Source organism: Alcaligenes sp. EGD-AK7, assembly GCF_000465875.3.
In the GTDB taxonomy this organism is placed as follows: Bacteria; Pseudomonadota; Gammaproteobacteria; order Burkholderiales; family Burkholderiaceae_B; genus Alcaligenes; species Alcaligenes phenolicus.
Window position 1 is genome coordinate 102,448 of the sequence record NZ_AVOG02000069.1, and the last position, 21,025, is coordinate 123,472.

A 21,025-nucleotide genomic window follows, 5' to 3' on the forward strand; every position below is an offset into this window, starting at 1 on the left:
TTTTTCGGATCGCGTCATGGCCGTCAATCTGTTCATCCCCTCTGAATCTGATATTCACCCTGTTGCCGGTGTCAAAATCGGTATTGCCGAAGCCGGTATTCGCAAGGCCAACCGACGCGACCTGACCGTGTTTGAATTGGCCCCCGGTACCAGCGTGGCCGGTGTATTCACCACCAACCGTTTCCGTGCTGCTCCAGTACAAGTGTGCGAAGCGCACTTGGCTACGCACGATGGCATCCGCGCCCTGGTCATCAATACCGGCAATGCCAACGCTGGCACAGGTCAGGCTGGTTTGGAAAAAGCACAGCAAACCTGCACGGAAACCGCGCGCCTGCTGAACATCCTGCCTCAGCAAGTGCTGCCCTTTTCCACCGGCGTCATTCTGGAGCCTCTGCCCATGGATCGCCTGCTGGGCGCTCTGCCTGCGGCGGTGAACGATCTGGCCGACAACAACTGGTTCAATGCTGCTCACAGCATCATGACCACCGATACGCAACCCAAAATCGTGTCTCGCCAGATCCAGTTGTCGGGTAAAACCATCACACTGACCGGCATCAGCAAAGGCGCGGGCATGATTCGCCCCAATATGGCCACCATGCTGGGTTACCTGGCTACGGACGCCGGTATTGCTCCCGAACTGCTGCGCGATATGTGTCGTCAGGCGGCAGACCGCTCTTTCAACCGCATTACGGTTGATGGCGACACCTCCACCAACGACTCCTTCATCATCATGGCAACCGGCCAAAGCGGTGTCACGGTAGAGTCGATTGCAGACCCGAACTACAACACCTTGCTGGATGCCCTGGTCGACGCCTCGCGCGAACTGGCCCAGAAAATCGTGCGTGACGCCGAAGGCGCCACCAAGTTCATGACCATTCAGGTTGATGACGCCGGCTCCAGCGAAGAAGCTCTGAAAGTGGCTTACGCCATCGCTCACTCACCTCTGGTGAAAACAGCCTTCTTTGCCTCCGACCCGAACCTGGGCCGTATTCTGTGCGCCATTGGCTACGCCGGCATTAGCGATCTGGACGTGAGCAAATTGCGTCTGTGGCTAGGTGATGTGCTGGTAGCCGTGGACGGTGGCCGCAACCCCGACTACCAGGAAGAAGATGGCCAGCGCGTCATGCAGGAAGCCGAAATTCTGGTACGTGTTTCTCTGGGCCGTGGCCAACACAGCGAAACGGTTTACACCTGCGACTTCTCGCACGAGTACGTCACTATCAACGCGGACTACCGCTCCTGATAAAAAAAACCGCCTCCACCCAATCGGTGGAGACGGTTTTTCCTTACGGACAAGCCCGCCACTGGCGGGCTTGTTCTATTTCTTGCCCATGCCCTTGACCAGCGAGAGCACCGCCAGAATCAGGAACACGACAAACAGGATCTTGGCAATCGAAGCAGCACCAGCGGCAATGCCACCAAAACCCAGCACAGCAGCCACGATAGCTACAATAAAAAAGATTACGGCGTAGTAAAGCATACGATTCTCCTCATCATCAGTACGTACAGGGACAGCACCTTGTCTGACGGACCATCTCAACGACAGCTCATGAAATACCTACAGACAAAAAAAGGTTCCCACCCGCTAACGGTCGTACTTGTCGTAGAAGTCTTTAACCTCGCGCTCCGCCTCTTCGCGGGTACGGCCATAGCGCTCTTGCACCAGACCGGCCAATTGCGTGGCATCCCCTTTCACCTTGGCCCACTCATCATCCGTAATTTCGCCCCAGACGCTGCGGGCTTTACCAGCCAGTTGTTTCCATTTGCCTTCGATCGTGTCCTTATTCATACGCTTCCCCTTAGTAGGTCCGAAAAATAAATGACTTACGCTTCTGTGAACGCAACAGCTCTACCGTAGCGGAAGGCGAGCCACTCAAAGGCCACAGATTGAGGAGAAATGTAACAAATTAGCGATATGCCCTGTTCTGGACGGGGCAGGTCCCCTCACACGTCCTTTACGCCCCCAAGACAAGGGGCCTACCCTGCCTACCCAGTGAAAAACGAAAGGATTGGATGCAAAATACAGACAGGAGAAGGTCCAAGCCATTGACAGCAAAGCCTTTTTATCCTATTATTTTTTGCTTGGCATTTTGCGTGTCAAGATTTTTTTATGTTAGATGGCATTACAGCGGGCTGTTATTGGCCTTTTACGCGATGCCTGTTTGACTCTTTAAGGGATTCCCTATGTACGCGGTTATAAAAACCGGCGGTAAGCAATATCGCATTACTGCTGGCCAAAAACTCAAAATAGAACAGATACCGGCAGACATTGGGCAAGAAATTTCGCTTGACCAGGTTCTGTCCGTCGGCGAAGGTGAAGCACTGCAAATCGGTGCTCCTTTCGTTGCTGGCGCTGTGGTCAAGGCTACTGTTCTTGCGCAAGGCCGTCACGACAAAATCAAGATTTTCAAAATGCGCCGTCGCAAGCACTACCGCAAAACGCAAGGCCATCGTCAAAACTACACCGAAATCCGCATCGAAGCGATCAACGCCTAAGTTGTTGCTAAAAGCGAATTTGGTATTTTCTTCATCTAGGAGCTAAAGAAATGGCACAGAAGAAAGGCGGCGGCTCTACGCGGAACGGCCGTGACTCACAGGCCAAACGTCTGGGCGTTAAAGTCTACGGCGGTCAGGTAATTTCGGCTGGCGGCATCATTGTTCGTCAGCGCGGCACTCAGTTTCACCCCGGCGTGAACGTGGGCATTGGTAAAGACCACACACTGTTCTCCCTGGTCGATGGCAAAGTTAAATTTTCCATCACTGGTGCTCTGAACAAGCGTACCGTTTCGGTCGTTGCTGGCGAATAAGCCACCCGATCAAAGCGTACTCGCTGCGAAAAAGCCCTGCCGCCCTAGGCAGGGCTTTTTTTATGCATGGCCAACCTGCCATCGCCCAAACCCGCCCACCCGGCTTAGCCAGTCTCCCTACGGCCACAGCAAGAGATTAAAAATCGGCCACTATCACGGCACATACCGGCAGATAAGCCAATCTCCTATACACTAAGCAATTGGGGTTTTTGTTTAAAATGGTCTGCTCCCAGACCAGCAGCCCATACGGTTCTGCGGCCCCTGGACCTATACAGCACTCATCACCATGAAATTCGTAGACGAAGCGACCATTGAAGTGGTCGCAGGCAAAGGTGGAAACGGCGCTGCCAGTTTCCGCCGAGAAAAATTTATTGAAAAAGGTGGCCCCAATGGCGGCGACGGTGGACGCGGTGGCAGCATTTATGCCGAGGCCGACCGTAACGTCAACACCTTGATCGACTACCGCTACGCCCGCCTGCACCGCGCTCGCAACGGCGAAAACGGCCGTGGGTCCGACCAATATGGCGCGGGTGGCGAGGACATCACCCTGCGTGTGCCCGTTGGCACCATGATTTTTGACGCAGAAACCGGCGAGCAGCTGTTTGACATGAAGCGTCATGGCGAAAAAATAACCCTGGCCCAAGGCGGCGCCGGTGGTTTGGGTAACCTGCACTTCAAATCCAGTGTGAACCGTGCCCCGCGTCAATTTACCTACGGCAAGGAAGGCGAGCATCGCAAGCTGCGTCTGGAACTGAAGGTGCTGGCTGATGTCGGTCTGCTGGGTATGCCCAACGCCGGTAAATCCACGCTGATCACCCGCATTTCCAACGCCAAGCCGCGCATTGCGGATTACCCCTTCACCACCTTGCACCCCAACCTGGGTGTGGTGCGTTCGTCCGAAGCCCACAGCTTTGTAGTGGCCGATATTCCTGGCCTGATCGAGGGCGCTTCCGAAGGTGCCGGCCTGGGACACTTGTTCCTGCGCCACCTGACCCGCACCCGTATCTTGCTGCATCTGCTGGACGTATCCAGCCTGGACCCGGACGAGGATGTTGTAGCCAAAGTGGCTGCAGAGGCCCGTGCCATTGTTGAAGAACTGCGTCTGTACAGCGAAGAGCTGTACGCCAAGCCACGCTGGCTGGTTCTGAACAAGCTGGACATGGTCTCGGACCCGGAAGACCTGAAAGCCCGCCTGCTCAAAGAGCTGAACTGGGAAGGCCCGGTCTTTGGTATCTCCGCCCTGACCGGTGTCGGTACACAGGATCTGGTCTATCAGCTGCAATCCTGGCTGGATGAAGAAAGCCGCAAAGAGCATATCGAGCAAGATATTGCCGACGGCACCCATATTTACGACGAGAGGTTTGCCCCAGACTGATCGTGCTACACAGGTCCAGGATCTAGACTCCAGGACTGAACCCCAAAATGCCCGGAAGACGCGGTTAAGCCAACCGCCCTACTCCTGGCATTTTCTCTATTTACACGCCAAGCGATGGATTTCTGAACTCGTCATGCAGCACTCTTCTCATTCTGAATCGGCCGTTGCGCAATCGCGCCGATTGGTTATTAAAGTAGGTTCCTCCCTGGTCACCAACGAGGGCAAAGGGATTGACCTGGATGCCGTAGAGCAATGGGCTACCCAGATTGCTCAACTGCATGCCCAAGGCAAGCAATTGGTGCTGGTTTCCAGCGGTGCCATTGCCGAAGGCATGGCCCGCCTGGGCTGGCCGCGCCGACCGAAGGCCATGAATGAGTTGCAAGCGGCGGCGGCCGTCGGCCAGATGGGCTTGATTCAAGCCTATGAAGTGGCTTTTGCCCGCCATGGTGTGCGCACCGCTCAGATTCTGCTGACCCATGAAGATCTGGCCGACCGCCATCGCTACCTGAATGCACGAGGCACCATCAACACCTTGCTGGACCTGGGTGTAGTCCCCATCGTGAACGAGAACGACACGGTGGTCACGGATGAAATCCGCGTGGGCGACAACGATACATTGGGCGCACTGGTCACCAATCTGATCGAAGCCGAAACCCTGATTATCCTGACCGACCAGGCTGGCCTTTACAGTGCCGACCCGCGCAGCAATCCTGATGCGCAGTTCATCTCGCTGGGACAGGCGGGCGATCCGACGCTGGAAGCCATGGCAGGCGGCTCGGGCAGCAATATCGGCACCGGCGGCATGATCACCAAAATCCTGGCCGCCAAACGCGCTGCGCAAAGCGGTGGCCACACCATTATTGCCTCTGGCCGGGAACAGCAAGTCCTGTCCCGCCTGGCGCAAGGTGAGCGCATCGGCACCGAGCTGCGTGCCACCTTGCCCGTACGCTCGGCCCGCCAACGCTGGCTGGTCGACCAGTTGCGTGTGCGTGGTCGCGTATCGCTGGACGAAGGCGCTGTACGTGCGCTGATAGACGGTCACAAGAGCCTGCTGCCCGTCGGTGTCACCCATGTAGAGGGCGAATTTGACCGTGGCGATGTCGTTGCCTGCGTGGACAAGCACGGCGTGGAATACGCCCGTGGTCTGATCAACTACTCCTCGGACGACACCCGCCGCATCATGGGCCAACCCAGCCACCTGATCAATGAATTGCTGGGCAGCGAACACGATACAGAGCTGATACACCGTAACAATATGGTGTTCCCACGCAGTGCACCGGATCAGGACTAATCCTTGACCCCTACCCTGCCCGCCTGTTGAAATAGACGGATAAAACGTATCGAATTGCGACAGTGCGCGCGGTTTTTGCGCGCCTGATTGCAACACTTTCCCTTTCGGGCGATGCGCCCAAGGAACCGTATGAAGATCCTCGTGCTAGGTGCTGGCGTAGAAGGCGTAACCAGCGCTTATTATCTTGCCCGCCAAGGACACAGCGTAACGGTCATCGACCGCATGGCTGGGCCCGCTCTGGAAACCAGTTTTGCCAATGCCGGTCAGTTGTCCTTTGGCTATGCCTGCCCTTGGGCTGCGCCGGGTATCCCGCGCAAAGCCATCAAGTGGATGTTCGACGAGCATCCGGCCCTGACGATTCGCCCGGATGGCACGCTGACACAAATCAAGTGGCTACTGGCCATGTGGCGCAACTGCACAGCAGACCGCTACGCCATCAATAAAGAACGCATGGTGCGTCTGGCTGAATACAGCCGCCACTGCATGGCCGAGTTGCGCGCCCAGACCGACATTCAATTCGAGCACCGTGCCCAAGGCACCTTGCAGCTTTTCCGTACGCAAAAGCAGCTGGACGGCATTGCTGCCGACATCGAGGTCCTGAAAGAAGCTGGCGTGCCCTACGAGCTGCTGTCCGCCTCCGAATTGCACACGATTGAGCCGGCTCTGCGCCACGTAGAGCACAAACTAAGCGGTGGCCTGCGCTTCCCGGAAGATGAAACCGGCGACTGCCAGATGTTCACCCGCCGCCTTAGCGAATTGGCCGAGAAGGAAGGCGTGGAATTCCGCTGGAACCAGAACATTCAGCGCATTCACAGCAACGGCACGCAGATCAGCGGCGTCCAAAGCTCCGATGGCCTGCTGACTGCCGATGCCTACGTGGTGGCCTTGGGCTCCTGGTCTACGGGTTTGATGAAAGACCTGCAGGCCATCCCGGTCTACCCGTTGAAGGGCTACTCCATTACCGCCACAATTGCGGATGCCTCGCGTGCGCCTCAGTCCACTTTGCTGGATGAAAGCTACAAGATCGCCCTGACCCGCTTTGATAATCGCATTCGCGTGGGCGGCATGGCCGAGGTCGTCGGCTTTAACAAGCGCCTGAATCCCCGCCGTGAACAGACCTTGCTGATGGTCCTGAATGATCTGTTCCCCGGCAGCTACCAAAGCGATGCAGATCTGCATTTCTGGACCGGCCTGCGTCCCAAGACGCCGGACAGCACCCCAATTGTGGGGCGTAGCCGCTACTCCAATCTGTTCCTGAACACCGGCCACGGTACGCTGGGATGGACCTTGGCTACCGGCAGTGCACAATTGCTGGCTGATCTGATCAGCAACAAGGAGCCTGCCATCCGTGCAGACGACTTGTCGGTGCAGCGCTACTACTAAGCCCTGCCCCCCACAGCATGAACAAAGGCTCTGCCGGTATAACCGACAGGGCCTTTTTCAACTGCCCTGCCCTGATGACATCCTGACTAGGCCAGCAACTGGCAATTAGCAGCGAACATATAGCCCCAGTTATGAATCGAGCGGATAGGCAGAACCGTGCCTCCCTGGTTGAATTTGCGTCTCATACGGCTGACCAGAACGCCCAGGCGGTTGATATGCGAAGCACCGGGTGGATTGCTGATTACATCCGTTTTACTAGCCACAGCCCGCATCAACTCGTAATGACTGGCCCGGCGATCCTCTTCGCGCAGCAAGCGGACGATGAAGGCGCGCTCCGTGCTGGTCAGGCTAAACGAGATCCCGACAGGCGATATCAAGGCCCAGCCCTCCTGATCCAGCACCCACTCCTGGGGCTGAGACGGTTCAGGAATGATGGGCATCTGCATCATGCGCCGCTGCAAGCTGTGCAAACTGGCTGCCAGCAACTCCAAAGACGCATCCCTGGGGCAAAACTGATCTCCGCCGCTATGCAAGGCTTGCAGCATGGCCGAGTCCGTCGCATCGGACTGCATCAGGATTCCAATTTGCGGACACAGCATACGTAAGCGCACGGCCGCCGAGCAGATTTCCGCCAAGGCCCCGCCCAACCAGGCAATACATATCGAACCGGCGTAACGGCCCCGCGTTTGGGCCAACTGCAGCAAAGCCGTCGCATCCGGACAAAAAATAAGACGATAACCACGTTCTGCCAGAGCCTGAATTTGTTGTTCTAGTAAGTTTCGATCAGGGATAGACGTGGCCAGGTACAGAACAACAGGACCGCCAGCAATTTCATTTGCAACCGACATAGTTGATACCTTAACTATAATGACATCTGATGACTATGCCGGACAGTATAAATCACGACTGTGATTTTTAATTAAAACCATCGTGTTTGGCTTTACATCAACAATCTGTTGTGTGAAACATTTCTCCGAACGCCTTCGCCACGCACGTCAACATCGCGGTCTTTCTCAGGCAGATTTGGCACGTCTATGCGGATTGACCCAGAGCGCCATCTCCAATTATGAAAATGGCACTCGTCGGGATGCACGTGAAATTCTGGAGTTGAGCAGAGCCTTGAATGTCAGCGCTTTGTGGTTGCGCAAGGGTATCGGCACGATGGAGTTCACGCAGGACAGCTACACATTGTCCGAACCCCTGGATGGTCCTCCCATTGTTACCTGGCCTTTCCGTCTGTTTTCCGTCGATGAAGTGGTTGCTTTGGCAGATGGCGAACGTGATTTGCTCGATCGCACTTTGCGTCATTTACTGGACGGCATGAAAAAACGCTAGGCACCGTACGTTCTACCCGCCTATACCGCCTGCCTTGTTAAACACCCCTGACATTCAAGCTTTAAGCACAGGCTTGAACCCGACAAATCTGGTGCTGCTCCCATCTTAAGCTTCTCTTCGTTTCATTCAGCCGGTTAAGCCAGACATTTTTATCACATACGACATCTTTACTCAAAACCATCGTGCAGGGCGTTCCATGAACAATCTGTACTGTGAAACACTTCTCTGATCGCCTCCGCCACGCCCGCCTGCAACGCGGCTTTTCTCAAGCCGAGCTGGCTCGTCTGTGCAACCTCAGTCAAAGCGCCATCTCCAATTACGAGAGTGGTACGCGGCGTGACGCGCGCGAAATTCTGGATCTGGCCAAAGCCCTGAATATCAGTGCTCAATGGCTGAAAAACGGGCTGGGCAATATGGAGCTGAGTGCAGCCCATGCTACCACCTTGCAAGACTCCGGCGAAGGCCCACCGATTGTGACCTGGCCCTTCAACCGCTTTTCCGTGGACGAGATTGTGGCTTTGCCACCCAAAGAGCGTGACCACCTGGATCAAACCATCCGTCATCTGCTCAACGGTATGAAAAGAAAATAAGCCTTATACGTCCACAAGCAGCTCCAAGATACCTATACTTGTCAGCACGCAGGGGTACTCGCCATTTGGCGGGTTGAGATAAACCCTCGTACCAGTACGGATAATGCCGATGCTGGGAGCGTGTGCCACAGGTGCAATGCCTGCACGGCACTTCTTCCTATATCGGCTCCACCATTTCTTTGGAGCTGCAATGACAAGCAAAACCCCTTCTTTTACGGCCACAGCGGCCAGCGTAGACCCGGCTGCGATCCAGCCCTTACCCAACTCCCGAAAAATCTACCAAACCGGCTCACGGCCTGATCTGCGTGTGCCTTTTCGGGAAATCTCCCTGGCTGATACGCCCAGCCACTTCGGCGCCGAGCCGAATCCTCCCTTAAGCGTTTATGACACCAGCGGTCCCTACACAGACCCCTCGGTGCAGATCGATATTCGCAAAGGCCTGCCCCCGCTACGCCAAGCCTGGATCAGCGAGCGCAAGGACACCGAGTTGATGGCAGGACTCAACAGCCAGTACGGTCAAGCCCGCCAGGCCGACCCGGAACTGGACACGTTACGCTTCGAGTTGAAGCGTCAGCCTCGACGCAGCATTTCGGGAGCCAATGTCACGCAAATGCATTACGCACGGCGCGGCATCATCACTCCCGAAATGGAGTTTGTGGCGATTCGGGAAAATCTGCGACGCGAGCAATACATTGAAAGCTTGCGCGCCAGCGGTCCGCAAGGTGAAGAGATGGCTCGTCGCCTGACCAAGGTACACCCTGGTCAAGGTTTCGGTGCCAGCTTGCCCACCACGGTCACCCCCGAGTTTGTTCGTGATGAGATTGCGCGTGGCCGAGCCATTTTGCCCGCCAATATCAACCACCCGGAAACCGAGCCCATGATTATTGGCCGCAACTTCCTGGTGAAGATCAACGCCAATATCGGTAACTCCGCCCTGGGCTCCACCATTGGCGAAGAGGTCGAAAAAATGACCTGGGCGATTCGCTGGGGTGCGGACACCATCATGGATTTATCCACGGGCAAGAATATCCATGAGACGCGCGAATGGATTATTCGCAACTCGCCGGTTCCAGTCGGTACGGTGCCTATTTACCAGGCGCTGGAAAAGGTCGGCGGCATTGCCGAAGATCTGACTTGGGATATTTTCCGCGACACCTTGATTGAGCAGGCCGAGCAAGGCGTGGACTATTTCACCATTCATGCCGGTGTGCGTTTGCCCTTTATTCCCATGACGGCCAGCCGCATGACAGGCATTGTTTCGCGCGGTGGTTCCATCATGGCAAAGTGGTGTCTGGCGCATCACCGCGAAAGCTTCCTGTACGAGCATTTCGAGGACATCTGCGAGATCATGAAGCAGTACGACGTGGCTTTCTCGCTAGGCGATGGCTTGCGTCCCGGCTCGGGCTATGACGCTAATGATCAGGCACAATTCGCGGAACTGCGTACCCTGGGCGAGTTGACCCAGGTAGCGTGGAAGCATGATGTTCAAGTCATGATTGAAGGTCCTGGTCATGTGCCTTTGCATTTGATTCCAGAGAACATGCAGTTGCAGCTGGAGCACTGTCATGAGGCCCCCTTCTACACCTTGGGGCCTTTGGCAACGGACATTGCGCCGGGCTACGATCACATCACTTCCGGTTTGGGTGCGGCGATGATTGCCTGGCAAGGTACGGCGATGCTGTGCTATGTGACGCCCAAGGAGCATCTGGGCTTGCCGAACAAGAAGGACGTGAAGGACGGCATCATCACTTACAAGATCGCAGCACATGCCGCGGACTTGGCCAAGGGACATCCTTCTGCGGCATTCCGGGATAATGCCTTGTCCAAGGCGCGCTTTGAATTCCGCTGGGATGATCAATTCAATCTGGGTCTGGACCCGGATACAGCGCGTGAGTTCCACGACGAGACTTTGCCGAAAGACTCGATGAAAGTGGCGCACTTCTGCTCCATGTGTGGCCCCAAGTTCTGCAGCATGAAGATTTCGCAGGATGTACGGGACTATGCCAAGGCTAATGGCCTGGATGAGCAGTCCGCTGTGGATCAGGGGATGAAGGAAATGTCAGTGCAGTTTGTTCAACAGGGCAGCAAGCTGTATCAGGAGGCTTGATGCTGTGTTGAATGCGGGCCTGGTGTGAACATGATCTTTGTTTGATCAGGCCTTGATAGGTTGAAGCCCTGGGTGGATTATTTCTGCCTGGGGCTTTTTCTTTTTGGGGGCTTCGTCATTTCATTTATTGGAAAGCAAGGTTTAACAGTCAGAAGAGATCGTTGCTGAAGACGCCAGTTAAGCCTAGCTTCAGGGTGTCCGGGCTGAGGGTTTGCCGGTGCTGCGCACCGGTGCCCTTGTCAGGAGATAGCTACGGGCGCATCCTGAACTCGCCGGGTACTTGGTCCCCCGGACCAAGTACAAGCGTCCGGCTCAAACAGCAGGATGCTTGCACCCCTACGCTATCTCCCGACCGCGGCAAACCCTCTGAACCGCCCGGACACCCTGAAGCTAGGCTTAACTGGCTCACAATCGTTTTTTTCTGGACGGTTCAAACTGTATGCTTGAATAGCGTGTGGCACTTTCCTGGTCTGCGTCGAATCTCTGACCTCTGACCTATCACCTATCACCTATCACCTATCACCTATCACCTGAGACCTTTCACCTCCGACCTCTCTCCTCAGACGTCAAACCTCAGACCCAAGATCCGAAATCCCAAATCTCAGACCCAGACCCTCAATACATGATTGCTTGAATAGCCACGGTATGAGCCCTTGGGGGCGGTGGGCACCCGGAGGGGCGATTCAGAGTACTTGCCGCAGGCGGGGGCATGATCCGGGGTGCAAGCACTCTGCTGTTTGAGCGGGACGCTTGTGGTTCGTCCGGGGGACGAACCACCCCGCGAGTTCAGAGTGCGCCCGGATGATGCCCTCGACAAGGGGACCGGTGCGCAGCACCGGCAAGTGCTCAAGCCCCTCCGGGTGCCCACCGCCCCCAAGGGCGTGCTCATTACTGGGTTCTACTCAATAATCAGCCCTGCCCCTCTCAAATAACGTTAATGCCATCAACGACAACAGATAACCACCAATCAGCAGTTCACAACTAATAACTGACAACTGACAACTGACAACTGACAACTGACAACTGACAGAACATGCTGCCCTCAAACCATGCCCTCACTCCCCGATCAAACAAAAAAAAGCCCGGTTAAAAAACCGGGCCTTTTGTCAGCACGCCTTAAGGCGGCAAGCAGAGACTTACTTCTGCGGAGCGTACAAATACAACTCCACGCGGCGGTTCATGGCACGGCCTTCAGCCGTCGCATTATCCCCAATAGGAGCGTTCGGGCCACGGCCTTCCACCATCAAACGACCTTGTCCCACACCTTGCTGCGTCAGGTAATTCGTCACAGCGCTTGCGCGGTTAACCGACAAAGTTTGATTGGTCTGTGCCGACCCGGTGCTATCGGTATGACCGACAGCCTTGGCACGCAGCTCTGGATGCTGATTCATGGCGCGAGCCACACTATCCAGAACCGGCAGCAAAGCAGGCTTTAACTGATAATGGCCGGTATCAAACGACACACTGCTAGGAATATTGACCCGCAAGCTGCCATCGGGCATTTCGGTCACATCCACACCCAGGCCAGTTGCGCCAGACTGCTGAACATCCTTTTTAATGCCAGACCAGTTGTACGCTGCAATACCACCAGCCAGTGCACCGATACCTGCACCAATCATGGCGGCCTTGCTGCTATCACCAATCAAAGCCCCAAGACCAGCCCCCACAGCAGCGCCGCCACCCGCACCCACTGCGGTACGACCACCCGTGCTCATATTGTCCATCGTGCCGCAAGCGGCCAAAAGGGAAAGAGCACCAGCACATGCTGCTAATTTTGCAGAACGAATGGAAATTGTCATTATTGGCTCCGTAATCTCAAATTAAGTACCAGGACCGCTTGAATGCCTCCAATACTAGCAAGAGGCACCGCAAGCAGGTACTTCAAAACAGACTTCACTGCCTTCTTTAACAATTCTTGATCTTGCCAACGACCGCACAAACTGCAGTCACTGATTGCCTGGGGGCTAAGTACTTGAAAGCTTAGAACAACTCGGCACCCGAGTCGGCAACGACTTCTTTGTACTTCTTCAGATCATTGCTGACAAGCTCGCTGAATTCAGCCATGGTACCAGGCTGCACATCCGAGCCCATGGTAGCCAGTGCTTCACGCACGGCCGGATCCATCAAAGCCTTGGAATAAGCGGCATGCAGCTTGTCCAGCACAGGCTGTGGTGTACCGCCAGTAGCAAACACACCGAACCAGGTGCCCAAATCAAACGGTTTCACACCAGCCTGCTCCATGGTGGGAACGTCAGGCAGGAAGCTGGAACGCTCCAGAGTCGTCACAGCCAGGGCCTTGACGGTATCTGCCTTGATCAGCGGCGCTGCCGAAGCCAGGTTGTCGAACATGAAATGCACTTGGCCTGCCAGCAAAGCCGTCTTGGCGGGGTTGGCACCGGCGTAAGGCACATGCACGGAATTGATCTGGGCACGGGTGTTCAGGACTTCACCGGCCAGATGACCCGCACTGCCATTACCGCCCGAAGCAAAGTTCATTTGACCGGGATGCTCTTTGGCGTAGCTGATCAGATCCTGCACCGAAGCAATCTTGTTTTGTTCGGCAAACTCTTTGTTCACGATCAGGATGTTAGGCACCGAGGCAACCAGGGCGATAGGCGCAAAGCTCTTGACCGGGTCAAAAGGCACCGTCTTGTACAGCCAGGGGTTGATGGAGTTGATCGCCACCGCACCCATCATCAGGGTATAGCCGTCCGGAGCAGCCTTGGCCACAATGCTGGCACCGATATTGCCACCCGCACCCGACTTGTTCTCCACCACAACCGTGCCCAGGTCGCCTTTGACGCGTTCAGCCAGCAAGCGAGCCATGCTGTCCAAAGGGCCACCCGGTGGATAAGGCACCACGAACTGGATAGGTTTGGAAGGATAAGCATCCTCCGCCATTACAGCCGGGGCAGCCATGACAGCCGCAACACCAGAGACAGCCAGCAGCCACTTACAGACTCGAAACATCACTTTTTTCCTTGAAATAAAAATGCATATGGGCTGCACAAGGCAGCCCATGCAGAGCAGCCACTGATCCTTAATGAATGATCTGGCTTAAGAACTCACGCGTTCTTTCACTGCGTGGCGAGTCAAAGAACTCATCAGGCGTATTTTGCTCGATGATTTCGCCCTGATCCATAAAAATGACCCGATCAGCCACTTTACGCGCAAAACCCATCTCGTGGGTCACGCATAACATCGTCATGCCGGTATGGGCCAGCTCGACCATCACTTCCAGCACTTCCTTGACCATTTCCGGGTCCAGCGCCGAGGTCGGCTCGTCAAACAGCATGATTTTAGGCTCCATGCACAGGGAACGTGCAATGGCCACGCGCTGTTGCTGTCCGCCAGAGAGCTGTCCGGGATACTTGTTGGCCTGCTCTGGAATACGTACACGCTCCAGATACTTCATGGCCAGCTCCTGAGCCTGGGCCTTGGTCTTGCGACGAACCCACATCGGCCCCAAAGTCAGGTTTTCCATCACGGTCAGGTGAGGAAACAGATTGAAGTGCTGAAACACCATGCCAACGTCACGCCGAATGGCCTCGACCTGGCGCACATCGTTGGTAAGCTCCTCACCAGCCACAATGATCTGCCCTTTCTGATGCTCTTCCAGGCGGTTGATGCAGCGGATAAGGGTGGACTTGCCCGAACCCGAAGGCCCGCAAATAACGATGCGCTCGCCGGGGGCCACATCCAGATTGATATCGCGCAGCACATGGAACTGCCCGTACCATTTATTGACGTTCTTTAGCTGAATAATGGCGTCTGCCATGCAAAACTCCTTGTCTGGCCAGCAAAGCAATAGGTCTTACCCAAGGCTTTGCTACCTGTGTCAGCGTTCATAACCCGTTTGCAAACGTCGCTCCAGCGAACGACTGTAGCGAGAGATGGAGTAGCAGAACACAAAATAAATCAGTGCGATGAACAGATAGGCTTCCCGGCTAAAGCCGCGCCAGGCCGCATCGGCCAGGGCCACTTTGGCCGCCTGGGTCAAATCGAAAATACCGATAATCACGACCAGGGAGGTGTCCTTGAACAGGGAAATGAAAATGCCTACCAGTGGCGGGATCACGATCTTGAGCGCCTGCGGCAAGATGATCTGACGCATGGTGCGCCAGTAGCTCAAGCCCAGCGAAGCCGCGCCTTCATACTGTCCCTTGGGAATGGCCTGCAAGCCGCCCCGCACGGTTTCCGCGATGTACGCCGCCGCAAACAAAATGATGGCGATCTGAGCACGCAGCAGCTTGTCGATGTTAAAGCCCTCGGGCATGAACAAAGGCAGCATTACCGAGGACATGAACAGCAAGCTGATCAGCGGCACGCCACGAATCAGTTCGATGTAAACCACGCACACTGCCTTGACGGCCGGCAAGCGCGAGGTACGTCCCAAGGCCAGCAACAAGCCCAAAGGAAAGGCGAACGCGATGCCGAAGGTAGCCAGAATCAAGGTCAGCGGCAAACCGCCCCACAGGCTGTTTTCCACATAGCTCAGGCCCAGCACACCGCCCCACATCAAAATACCCACGACAGTCAGGCCGACCAGCCACATCACAGGCAGCCAGGGTTTCCAGAACCAGCGCACGCAGCTGCACACGATCAGCAAGGTCAGCAGGATGGAGGCCAACAAGGGTCGCCATTGCTCGTCATAGGGATAGATGCCAAACAGGATCAGACGGTGCTTTTCACGAATGAAAGCCCAGCATGCACCCGCACTGGCCCGACAATCCTGCGCGGTTTGCGCATCGAAATTGGCCTTGATGAACAGCCAATCGATCATGGCTGGCACAGTCATCAAAAGCAGCCAGGCCGACAACACCGTCAAAATGGCGTTCAAGGGAGAAGAAAACAGGTTCTGGCGCAGCCAGCCCAGGGTGCCCCGCTGCAGTGGCGGTGGCCCGCTTACGGTGGATGTAGGCGTATGACTCATTTAGCGCTCCACCAAAGCAATTCGGTTGTTGTACCAGTTCATGAAGATCGAGATCGACAAGCTGACCGTCAGGTAAGCCGCCATGATGATCAAAATGCCTTCAATCGCCTGCCCTGTCTGGTTCAAGGTGGTGTTCACCACAGACACAATATCGGGATAGCCAATGGCCACGGCCAAGGAACTGTTTTTAGTCAGGTTCAAGTACTGGCTGGTCATGGGAGGCACAATCACGCGCAGAGCCTGGGGCAGAACCACCAGACGCATCATGCGGCCACGGGACAGACCCAGTGCCTGCGCCGCTTCCCATTGTCCTTTGCCCACGGCCTGAATACCGGAACGCACCACTTCCGCTACAAAGGCCGAGGTATAGGTGATCAAACCGGCCAGCAAGGCGGCAAACTCAGGCGATAAGGTCACGCCCCCGACAAAGTTGAAACCTTGCAGACGGGGCACATCCAGCGCCAAGGGTTCGGGGCTGATCAGCAAGGCCAGAACCGGCATCAGAACCAGCAGCAATATGCCAAAGCGAATGGTGGGGAAAGGACGGCCCGTTTTTTCCAGACGACGACGCGCCCAGTGCGCCATCAAGACCCACAGCACCACCGCCAGGCCCAGACCCATGAAAATCCAGTCCATGCCATCGCCCTGCAGGGTGGGCAGCTTCAAACCACGATTCGATAAAAATACGCCGCCCAGCGGATTCAAAGCCTGCCGCGGTCCGGGCAAGGTCTCGGTAATCAGGGCGTACCAGAAGAACAGTTGCAGCAGCAAAGGCACGTTACGCATCACTTCCACGTACAAGCCCGCCAGCCGGGAAACCAGCCAGTTCTTGGACAAGCGTGCAATGCCCAGCAAGGTGCCAAAAACGGTGGCAGCAATAATGCCGATCACCGCCACCTTCAGCGTATTGACCAGGCCGACCAGAATGGCCCGCCCATAAGTATCCGAGGGCTTATAAGCCAGCGCCGACTCGCCAATGGCAAAGCCTGCCTCTCGATTCAGAAAATCAAAGCCTGTAGAAATATTGCGAACAGCCAGGTTGTGCAGGGTATTGGAGACCAGATACCACACACAAAAACCGAGCACACCCAAAATCAGCACCTGGTAAATAATGCCGCGTGTGAACGGATCATTCCAGGACAGGCGCCGTTTAGGGGGGGCTGGCGCGGCAGGTGTATTTTGTGCCATAGCGTAAAACCCGTGGATGCAGCACTACGCGTAGCCCTGCGAGGTGGCGCGCGTCTGGCCAAGGCCAGACGCAAGAACAAACAGTGAAGACCGAAATCTTAACGCACTGGCCAACCGTACATCACACCACCGTCACGCCATTGTGCATTCAAACCGCGATCCAGCTTCAATGCCGTCGATTTACCCAGATTACGCTCGAAGCTTTCACCGTAATTGCCGACCTGTTTAATTATGTTGTAGGCCCACTTGTTATCCAGCTTCAGACCTTTGCCCAGCTCGCCGGACACGCCCAGAATGCGCTGAATGTTCGGGTTATCGCTCTTGGTCTTTTCATCCACGTTCGCGCTGGTAATGCCATATTCTTCGGCTTCCAGCATGGCGTTCAGAGTCCAGCGCACCAGGGTGAACCAGTCCTCGTCGCCCTGACGCACGAATGGGCCCAGCGGCTCTTTGGAGAAATCCTCGGGCAGGATGTCGAACTCATCCGGCGTAGCCTGGGCGGCACGCATGGCTGCCAGCTGGGATTTATCGCTGGTAAAGCCGTCGCAACGACCGGAGGTAAAGGAGCGCATGGCTTCTTCAGGGTTGTTGATCACCACAGGGTTGAACTTGATACCCTGACCACGGAACCAGTCCGCCAGGTTCAGCTCGGTCGTGGTGCCGGGCTGTACGCACACAGCGGCCCCATCCAGCTCTTTAGCGCTTTTCACGCCCAGGGATTTTTTCACCATCACGCCCTGGCTGTCATAGTAGTTAATGCCAGTGCTGACCAAACCCAAGGTCGTATCGCGAGAGATCGTCGCGGTGGTATTACGGGTCAGCACATCGACTTCACCCGATTGCAGGGCGGTAAAGCGCTGCTGAGTGGTCAAGGGCGTAACCTTGTATTTTTTGGCATCCCCAAAAACAGCAGCGGCGATCGCACTGCACATGTCCACGTCAATGCCGGACCAGACACCCTTACTGTCTGCCAGCGAGAATCCTGCAATACCGGTTGAGACACCGCACTGAACAAAGCCTTTCTTCTTCACCGAGTCCAGGGTTTCACCTGCCTGTGCATTAGCGGCCAGGGCCATCAACGCAACACTACATGCAATGGTTTTCACTAAGGTCATGGAATATCACCTCCTGTTTACTTTTGGTAAATGGATGCAGATTACAATTGCAGCTAAGCTGTGGTGTCCAATCGTAGAGCCAGACTGTCCAAACACAAATCGGGGGTTTCCCTCTAACAATCTGACTAATACTTTTACCTACGCCGACATTTTCATGCGAGCCCCGGCGGTCATTCCCCAGGGGCTTTCCAAGCAGACTCCTCTTTAATTGTGCGTCGCGATGATCGAGTTCCAACACGTTTTTAAATCGTATGGCCGCAGTAAAAATATTCTAGCCGACATTAATTTTCGCATTGATGACGGCGAATTCATTTTTGTTTCCGGCCCCTCTGGAGCAGGTAAATCCACTTTATTGCGTCTGATCGGAGGCCTGGAGCTGCCTAGCCGTGGCTCGGTTCAGGTCAATGGGCACAGGCTGGACAAGCTGCCGGCCCGCGCCCGTCCCTATCTGCGACGCGCGGTGGGTGTGGTTCTACAAGATACGCACTTGCTGCAAGACCGCAGCGCCCTGGCCAATGTGCTCCTGCCCCTGGCAGTCATGGGCCTGGAGCCCAGCACCGCCCAGGCACGTGCTCGCGCCGCCATGGAAAAAGTGGGCCTGCGTGGCAAAGAAGATTTAAAGCCGGTGGAAATGTCGGGGGGTGAACAACAACGGCTGGCGATTGCCCGCGCTATTGTGAATCGCCCGGCTATTTTGATTGCCGACGAACCCACTGCCAATTTGGACGCTGATAACGCCAAACGCATCATGGATGTATTGATGGACTTTAACCGGGTGGGTGTCACCACCTTGATTGCTTCGCACGATCTGAATTTGATGGCACGCTATGCACGTCGAACCCTGTTGATTCAGGACGGCCGTTTTTCCGATCACCCAGGAGTGCTGGCATGAGAACCTGGCTGCGTCATCATCAATACGCCTTTCTGGTGGCCCTGCGCCGCCTGAAAGTGCAACCCTTCTCCTCCCTGTCCAACCTGCTGGTCATTGCCTTGACCCTGGCTGTGCCCGTTCTGGGAGCCAGTATCTTGCTGGCCGCTCAACCTGTCGTGCGCGAGATTCCGACCTCGCCCGAAATGACCGTGTTCATGAAGCAGAACAGCACGCTGGAACAGGCGCAAGCCTTCAGTCAGGCCGTGGGCAAAGAGTTTCAAACTGAACTGGCCCAGATCAGGCTGGTCAGCAAGGAGCAGGCGCTCAAACAACTGCAAAGCAACCCCAGCTGGACAGACGCCTTGGGCGCCTTGCCCAGCAACCCCTTGCCACACGCCATTGTGCTGACTCTGCATGAAACCCCGGACTTGGTGACGCGTGCCGACTCCCTGGCCAAGACCTTGCAAGGCCGCGAAGGCGTGGATAGTGTGCTGCTGGATAGCGAATGGGTGCAGCGTCTGGCTGCGATTCTGAGCTTCATCCGTATTGGCTTATGGATTCTGATGGCAGGCGTGGGCGTAGTCGTGATTGCCACTGTGTTCAATACCGTCCGTCTGCAAGCCCTGAACCAACGTGAAGAAATTGCCGTGGCCCGTCTGGTCGGCGCCACCGAAGCCTTTGTACGCCGCCCCTTCCTGTATATGGGCGCGCTAACCGGCCTGACGGCCAGCGCTCTGGCATGCGGTCTGGCCTTGCTGGCACTGACCCCGCTGAACAAAGCTTTATCCAGCCTGGCCCAAAGCTATGGCGTCCAGTTGACGCTCCGGCTGCCAGAATTTTCTCTGTTGCTGACAGCGGCTATTTTGGTCGCCATTTTGGGCGCCCTGGCAGCACGCTGGTCTGTTACCCGTAGTACCCAATATTGATGTCACTTCCTGAACCCCGTCCCCAAGATCTGGCCGAAAAAGTGGTGGCCTGGCAAAAAACCTCCGGCCGCCACCACCTCCCCTGGCAGAACACGCAAGATCCTTACCGCGTCTGGCTGTCCGAAATCATGTTGCAGCAAACCCAGGTCGCTACCGTACTGGGTTATTACGAGCGTTTTCTGGAACGCTTCCCCACCGTCAAGGATTTGGCCGAGGCCGAGCAAGACGAAGTCATGCCTTATTGGGCCGGTTTGGGCTACTACGCCCGCGCCCGTAACTTGCACCGCTGTGCCCGCGAGGTCATGGAGACATGGGGTGGCCGTTTTCCGGCTAATGCCACAGATCTGGCGACCTTACCCGGCATTGGCCGCTCTACCGCCTGTGCCATCGCCGCCTTCTGTTTTGGCGAACGTAGCCCCATCATGGACGGCAACGTGAAACGCGTGTTCACACGCTACTTCGGGATCTACGGGCCCACGCAGAAAAAGGCCGTGGAAAACGCCTTATGGGCCAAGGCAGATGAGGTCGTGGAACTCGCCCCCGCCAGCCTGGATATGGCGGCCTACACTCAAGGGCTGATGGACTTGGGCTCGCAATGCTGTACCCGCAGCAAGCCCACCTGTAGTCTCTGTCCGCTGCAAAGCGACTGCTACGCCCACACGCACCAGGCACAATCCGAGCTGCCCAGCCCCAAAGAACGCATTCGTCAGGATGAACGCTATGCGCATGTGCTGATTCTGGAGTTGAATGGCCAGGTTTTGCTGGAACAACGTCCTGACAAGGGAATTTGGGGTGGCCTGCTCACCCTGCCCCAGTTTGACGATGCCATCAGCCTGCAAACGGCGGCACTGCATTGGTCTGACGAGGAAGCTATTGCGCTGGCCTCTTTCCAGCATGTGTTTTCTCACTTCAAGCTGCACATCACCCCTTGGTTACTGCAAGTCGATGAATCTGTACTGGCCGAGCCAGTGGCAGGCCAGCAATGGCAGGACCATGAAGCACTGGAGCAGACCGCTTTACCTGCACCCATACGCAAGCTGCTGCTGGGTTTGTACCAGAGCAAGGATAGTGAACAATTACTTCTGAGCTAATGCCAAGATCCCC

General features: G+C 55.9%; 21 protein-coding genes. 12 read left to right on the plus strand and 9 right to left on the minus strand.

Annotated features, from left to right (window positions below; translation table 11 throughout):
- Positions 1-16: 16 nt before the first annotated feature.
- Complete coding sequence (gene argJ / locus N879_RS18660) at positions 17-1,243, plus strand: bifunctional glutamate N-acetyltransferase/amino-acid acetyltransferase ArgJ (protein ID WP_009460572.1); 1,227 nt, start codon at positions 17-19, stop codon at positions 1,241-1,243.
- A 75-nt stretch (positions 1,244-1,318) separates the two neighbouring features.
- On the opposite strand, the gene N879_RS20230 is transcribed toward argJ, so the two are convergent.
- Both N879_RS20230 and N879_RS18665 read right to left on the minus strand, forming a co-directional pair.
- Positions 1,319-1,480, minus strand: coding sequence for a DUF1328 domain-containing protein (locus N879_RS20230; RefSeq protein ID WP_009460570.1), 162 nt, complete (start codon positions 1,478-1,480; stop codon positions 1,319-1,321).
- A 105-nt stretch (positions 1,481-1,585) separates the two neighbouring features.
- The gene (locus tag N879_RS18665) at positions 1,586-1,789 is read right to left on the minus strand and encodes a CsbD family protein (RefSeq protein WP_009460568.1); all 204 of its coding nucleotides are present in this window, start codon (positions 1,787-1,789) and stop codon (positions 1,586-1,588) included.
- 395 nt (positions 1,790-2,184) lie between these two features.
- Here N879_RS18665 and rplU point away from each other — a divergent pair, with 395 nt between their 5' ends.
- From rplU to N879_RS18690, 5 genes are all read left to right on the plus strand, one after another.
- Positions 2,185-2,496, plus strand: a complete 312-nt coding sequence (gene rplU, locus N879_RS18670; protein ID WP_003801901.1) for a 50S ribosomal protein L21 — start codon at positions 2,185-2,187, stop codon at positions 2,494-2,496.
- A gap of 50 nt (positions 2,497-2,546) precedes the next feature.
- A complete protein-coding gene (gene rpmA, locus N879_RS18675; RefSeq protein ID WP_009460566.1) occupies positions 2,547-2,807 on the plus strand; it encodes a 50S ribosomal protein L27 in 261 nt (86 codons plus the stop codon).
- A 286-nt stretch (positions 2,808-3,093) separates the two neighbouring features.
- On the plus strand, positions 3,094-4,182 hold the full coding sequence (gene obgE / locus N879_RS18680; RefSeq protein ID WP_009460564.1) for a GTPase ObgE: 1,089 nt from the start codon (positions 3,094-3,096) through the stop codon (positions 4,180-4,182).
- 133 nt (positions 4,183-4,315) lie between these two features.
- Positions 4,316-5,473: a glutamate 5-kinase gene (proB, locus tag N879_RS18685; protein ID WP_009460562.1), complete on the plus strand. Its 1,158-nt coding sequence runs from the start codon at positions 4,316-4,318 to the stop codon at positions 5,471-5,473.
- Positions 5,474-5,602: 129 nt separating this feature from the next.
- The gene (locus tag N879_RS18690; RefSeq protein ID WP_009460560.1) at positions 5,603-6,856 is read left to right on the plus strand and encodes a D-amino acid dehydrogenase; all 1,254 of its coding nucleotides are present in this window, start codon (positions 5,603-5,605) and stop codon (positions 6,854-6,856) included.
- An 86-nt stretch (positions 6,857-6,942) separates the two neighbouring features.
- Here the strand turns inward: N879_RS18690 and N879_RS18695 are convergent, their stop codons facing one another.
- Entirely contained in the window at positions 6,943-7,704 is a 762-nt protein-coding gene (locus N879_RS18695; protein WP_009460558.1) for a helix-turn-helix domain-containing protein, read from the minus strand.
- 112 nt (positions 7,705-7,816) lie between these two features.
- Here N879_RS18695 and N879_RS18700 point away from each other — a divergent pair, with 112 nt between their 5' ends.
- From N879_RS18700 to thiC, 3 genes are all read left to right on the plus strand, one after another.
- Positions 7,817-8,191, plus strand: a complete 375-nt coding sequence (locus N879_RS18700) for a helix-turn-helix domain-containing protein (protein WP_022983603.1) — start codon at positions 7,817-7,819, stop codon at positions 8,189-8,191.
- Between the two features lie 212 nt (positions 8,192-8,403).
- The gene (locus tag N879_RS18705) at positions 8,404-8,781 is read left to right on the plus strand and encodes a helix-turn-helix domain-containing protein (RefSeq protein ID WP_022983604.1); all 378 of its coding nucleotides are present in this window, start codon (positions 8,404-8,406) and stop codon (positions 8,779-8,781) included.
- 190 nt (positions 8,782-8,971) lie between these two features.
- Entirely contained in the window at positions 8,972-10,888 is a 1,917-nt protein-coding gene (gene thiC, locus N879_RS18710) for a phosphomethylpyrimidine synthase ThiC (RefSeq protein ID WP_009460552.1), read from the plus strand.
- Positions 10,889-12,024: 1,136 nt separating this feature from the next.
- On the opposite strand, the gene N879_RS18715 is transcribed toward thiC, so the two are convergent.
- From N879_RS18715 to N879_RS18740, 6 genes are all read right to left on the minus strand, one after another.
- Positions 12,025-12,603 carry an OmpA family protein gene (locus N879_RS18715; RefSeq protein ID WP_088453170.1) on the minus strand — a complete coding sequence of 193 codons (579 nt, stop codon included), beginning with the start codon at positions 12,601-12,603 and terminating at the stop codon, positions 12,025-12,027.
- A gap of 265 nt (positions 12,604-12,868) precedes the next feature.
- Positions 12,869-13,858 (minus strand): Bug family tripartite tricarboxylate transporter substrate binding protein, encoded by a 990-nt coding sequence (locus N879_RS18720; protein ID WP_009460550.1) that lies wholly within the window; start codon positions 13,856-13,858, stop codon positions 12,869-12,871.
- A 70-nt stretch (positions 13,859-13,928) separates the two neighbouring features.
- Positions 13,929-14,666: an amino acid ABC transporter ATP-binding protein gene (locus N879_RS18725; RefSeq protein ID WP_009460548.1), complete on the minus strand. Its 738-nt coding sequence runs from the start codon at positions 14,664-14,666 to the stop codon at positions 13,929-13,931.
- Between the two features lie 60 nt (positions 14,667-14,726).
- Entirely contained in the window at positions 14,727-15,821 is a 1,095-nt protein-coding gene (locus N879_RS18730; RefSeq protein ID WP_009460546.1) for an amino acid ABC transporter permease, read from the minus strand.
- Positions 15,822-17,009 (minus strand): amino acid ABC transporter permease, encoded by a 1,188-nt coding sequence (locus N879_RS18735; RefSeq protein ID WP_022983606.1) that lies wholly within the window; start codon positions 17,007-17,009, stop codon positions 15,822-15,824.
- Between the two features lie 98 nt (positions 17,010-17,107).
- Positions 17,108-18,124: an amino acid ABC transporter substrate-binding protein gene (locus tag N879_RS18740; RefSeq protein ID WP_022983607.1), complete on the minus strand. Its 1,017-nt coding sequence runs from the start codon at positions 18,122-18,124 to the stop codon at positions 17,108-17,110.
- A 220-nt stretch (positions 18,125-18,344) separates the two neighbouring features.
- On the opposite strand from N879_RS18740, the gene N879_RS18745 reads away from it, so the two are divergent.
- Genes N879_RS18745 through mutY form a run of 3 tightly spaced genes read left to right on the plus strand, consistent with a single transcriptional unit; the run spans position 18,345 to position 21,012 of the window.
- A complete protein-coding gene (locus N879_RS18745) occupies positions 18,345-19,016 on the plus strand; it encodes a cell division ATP-binding protein FtsE (protein ID WP_009460544.1) in 672 nt (223 codons plus the stop codon).
- Entirely contained in the window at positions 19,013-19,921 is a 909-nt protein-coding gene (locus N879_RS18750) for a cell division protein FtsX (protein ID WP_009460542.1), read from the plus strand. Before N879_RS18745 ends, N879_RS18750 begins: the two co-directional genes overlap by 4 nt.
- Entirely contained in the window at positions 19,921-21,012 is a 1,092-nt protein-coding gene (gene mutY, locus N879_RS18755) for an A/G-specific adenine glycosylase (protein WP_009460540.1), read from the plus strand. The genes N879_RS18750 and mutY overlap by 1 nt, the downstream gene beginning before the upstream one ends.
- Positions 21,013-21,025: the final 13 nt, after the last annotated feature.

Coding starts and splice junctions, on each gene's coding strand:
- argJ (WP_009460572.1), top strand. CDS start 17: ATGGCCGTCAATCTGTTCATCCCCTCTGAATCTGATATTCACCCTGTT.
- N879_RS20230 (WP_009460570.1), bottom strand. CDS start 1,480: ATGCTTTACTACGCCGTAATCTTTTTTATTGTAGCTATCGTGGCTGCT.
- N879_RS18665 (WP_009460568.1), bottom strand. CDS start 1,789: ATGAATAAGGACACGATCGAAGGCAAATGGAAACAACTGGCTGGTAAA.
- rplU (WP_003801901.1), top strand. CDS start 2,185: ATGTACGCGGTTATAAAAACCGGCGGTAAGCAATATCGCATTACTGCT.
- rpmA (WP_009460566.1), top strand. CDS start 2,547: ATGGCACAGAAGAAAGGCGGCGGCTCTACGCGGAACGGCCGTGACTCA.
- obgE (WP_009460564.1), top strand. CDS start 3,094: ATGAAATTCGTAGACGAAGCGACCATTGAAGTGGTCGCAGGCAAAGGT.
- proB (WP_009460562.1), top strand. CDS start 4,316: ATGCAGCACTCTTCTCATTCTGAATCGGCCGTTGCGCAATCGCGCCGA.
- N879_RS18690 (WP_009460560.1), top strand. CDS start 5,603: ATGAAGATCCTCGTGCTAGGTGCTGGCGTAGAAGGCGTAACCAGCGCT.
- N879_RS18695 (WP_009460558.1), bottom strand. CDS start 7,704: ATGTCGGTTGCAAATGAAATTGCTGGCGGTCCTGTTGTTCTGTACCTG.
- thiC (WP_009460552.1), top strand. CDS start 8,972: ATGACAAGCAAAACCCCTTCTTTTACGGCCACAGCGGCCAGCGTAGAC.
- N879_RS18715 (WP_088453170.1), bottom strand. CDS start 12,603: ATGAGCACGGGTGGTCGTACCGCAGTGGGTGCGGGTGGCGGCGCTGCT.
- N879_RS18720 (WP_009460550.1), bottom strand. CDS start 13,858: ATGTTTCGAGTCTGTAAGTGGCTGCTGGCTGTCTCTGGTGTTGCGGCT.
- N879_RS18725 (WP_009460548.1), bottom strand. CDS start 14,666: ATGGCAGACGCCATTATTCAGCTAAAGAACGTCAATAAATGGTACGGG.
- N879_RS18730 (WP_009460546.1), bottom strand. CDS start 15,821: ATGAGTCATACGCCTACATCCACCGTAAGCGGGCCACCGCCACTGCAG.
- N879_RS18735 (WP_022983606.1), bottom strand. CDS start 17,009: ATGGCACAAAATACACCTGCCGCGCCAGCCCCCCCTAAACGGCGCCTG.
- N879_RS18740 (WP_022983607.1), bottom strand. CDS start 18,124: ATGACCTTAGTGAAAACCATTGCATGTAGTGTTGCGTTGATGGCCCTG.
- N879_RS18745 (WP_009460544.1), top strand. CDS start 18,345: ATGATCGAGTTCCAACACGTTTTTAAATCGTATGGCCGCAGTAAAAAT.
- N879_RS18750 (WP_009460542.1), top strand. CDS start 19,013: ATGAGAACCTGGCTGCGTCATCATCAATACGCCTTTCTGGTGGCCCTG.
- mutY (WP_009460540.1), top strand. CDS start 19,921: ATGTCACTTCCTGAACCCCGTCCCCAAGATCTGGCCGAAAAAGTGGTG.